This is a genomic window from Haliscomenobacter sp. (assembly GCF_033763495.1).
Taxonomy (GTDB): Bacteria; Bacteroidota; Bacteroidia; order Chitinophagales; family Saprospiraceae; genus Haliscomenobacter.
On sequence record NZ_JANRKL010000119.1, the window covers coordinates 1 to 2,072 of the forward strand.

General features: G+C 44.8%; 3 protein-coding genes. 2 read left to right on the forward strand and 1 reads right to left on the reverse strand.

Features of this window, described 5'->3' with window-relative positions; translation table 11 throughout:
- Positions 1-549: hypothetical protein (locus SFV55_RS12835; RefSeq protein ID WP_320029907.1), on the forward strand; the 549-nt coding region annotated here is incomplete at its 5' end.
- Here SFV55_RS12835 and SFV55_RS12840 read toward each other — a convergent pair.
- On the reverse strand, positions 524-1,444 hold the full coding sequence (locus SFV55_RS12840; RefSeq protein WP_320029908.1) for a winged helix-turn-helix domain-containing protein: 921 nt from the start codon (positions 1,442-1,444) through the stop codon (positions 524-526). The two genes, SFV55_RS12835 and SFV55_RS12840, sit on opposite strands and share 26 nt — an antisense overlap.
- A gap of 153 nt (positions 1,445-1,597) precedes the next feature.
- On the opposite strand from SFV55_RS12840, the gene SFV55_RS12845 reads away from it, so the two are divergent.
- Positions 1,598-2,041, forward strand: a complete 444-nt coding sequence (locus SFV55_RS12845) for a hypothetical protein (protein WP_320029909.1) — start codon at positions 1,598-1,600, stop codon at positions 2,039-2,041.
- Positions 2,042-2,072: the final 31 nt, after the last annotated feature.

Sequence of the window (2,072 nt, forward strand, 5' to 3'; positions counted from 1 at the left end):
AAAGAATATCCAGGATTGATTGAAATGATGGCCGAAACGTATCAGAAAAAAGTCATCCAATATCGATTGCGTAAGTTGCCAGACTTGGCGTGGAAAGACGCGCAGGGTAGGGGCTTTGCACTTGTACCTGATGAAAAAAGCACCTTGGTTGTTTTTTGGGATGCCTTGACGCCGAAAGGGAAAGAGGCTTTTCAACAGTTTCAGGAACGCCCTAGCATGACTTATGCCAGGCAGGTTTTGCCAGATAGTGTACTCGACTTCGCCCAATACAAACGAATGATTTGGGTTCAAATGGGCGGCGATGCAGAAAAATGGAGAGAAGCCATTGCTGGCTTGCCTAACCATTTCGCCGTTCAACATTGTAGAGTGGATACTCCGCAAGACCTTCGGGCTTTGAAGCCATACTTCTATAAGGAGGAATTACCCATTGCATTTACCTTGCAACCAGACTTAAATATACAATCCATCACAGATCAACCTACCGCACTCGAGATATTCCGACAAGTGGATTCACGTGGCCGGATCATTTGGCGACCTGGACGACAATAACCTCGAAACGATAACCTACGCCATGTACACTACTGATTTTGATGCTATTGTCTTCTTTCAATAACTTCCGTAAACGAGATACAAACACATCCAGGCTACGCCCCACCAGCATACCCTCGTCTTGCCAAATGGCCTCAAGCACGCGTTCGCGATCCAGCACCTGATTGGCGTTTTGAATGAGGTAGTGAAGTAATTTGGCCTCGCGAAAAGTTAAGTCTTTGAACTGCCCGTTGACCCAAAGTTTTTGATTGACAAAATCCAGGCTGGATTGGCCAAAACGCAGGAGTTTCATTTCTTCTTCCACGGGAGAATCTTCAACCCTAGGTTTGCGGATTGTACGCAGGTAAAAAACATTGCCTATAGCGGCCAAAAACAAAAAGACACTCAACCCCAGAAAACGTGCTTTCCAAGGATTAGATTGGGGGATTTCTTTGTCTAAAAAAGCCAACTCGATGTTCAGGCATTCCGTATTGATGTCACGGCCACCACAGGGTGCCTCGCCCTCTAATTCATAAGTGCTGGCCATATAGCCCAGCATGAGTTTGTCGTCTTTGCAACGCAGTACGCTGACATAATAATCGCTGCGAATCCCTTGACGCAGCAGCGCTTTACGTAGCACTCCGGGCAAACTGTCGTAACTAAAACGATGTTCCAGTTGCAACAACCATTTTTGAGTTGATTTATGTACAACCGGAGCAATGGTGGAGGTGCTGTCACCTGCAATATCCAGCAAACGGTCGCCAGTTTCCCGCAATGCTAAATTGACACGGGTAGATTCCAATTGGGGTGAAACCTGTTTTGGCTTTTCAGGCCACCACATGGCCGAAAGCATTAATACCGCCGACATCACTAAACTCAGCGGCAACAACCATTTTTTGAGTCCACTTGCCATCATAGGCACAAAATTACATGCTTTTGGCTTCTCAAAAACAGGTTTTACATTTCATTTACATTGTTTTACCTGGTTTTAACTCCCTTTACAAGCAGGTCGCTTAGGTTTGTGGCATTGGAAATCACCTGCATTTTTTTACTTCAAAATCAAACGACTATGCGAAATTTTCAAATCCTGCTACTTTGTTCTTTTTTTAGTACCACTGTGTTGATAGGGCAAGCCGATTCTGTGTTTGTTGGGCACAATGTCGGGCACAACGATTTTACCAATTGTACCGCCGTATTGCTGAACGATAAAATGGTGGTCAACGAGTACACACCTACGGGGAAATGTGAATTGGCCCTGGACGCTAAAGGTATCTTTACCGTTCAGCCAGTGAGTCTGCAAGACAATAATGTAGTGATCCCACAAGGCAAGCGTCGGTTTAAAATTGCCATCAAGGATGCCAATACCAAAACCATGACTTCGTTTTCGGATCAAACGTACACGGAAATAGAGGTGGGTAAGGTATTGAGTCAATGTAGAAAAGGGGATTACATTGTATTCATCACGATGGATCGTGAACTCGCCTTGCCTCACAATGAGGTATTGGTGAAATGATTTTTTAGGTAATAGGTTTTATTTCGACTCC

Excerpts from the sequence above, each read along its gene's own strand:
- SFV55_RS12840 (WP_320029908.1), bottom strand. The coding sequence starts at position 1,444 with ATGATGGCAAGTGGACTCAAAAAATGGTTGTTGCCGCTGAGTTTAGTG.
- SFV55_RS12845 (WP_320029909.1), top strand. The coding sequence starts at position 1,598 with ATGCGAAATTTTCAAATCCTGCTACTTTGTTCTTTTTTTAGTACCACT.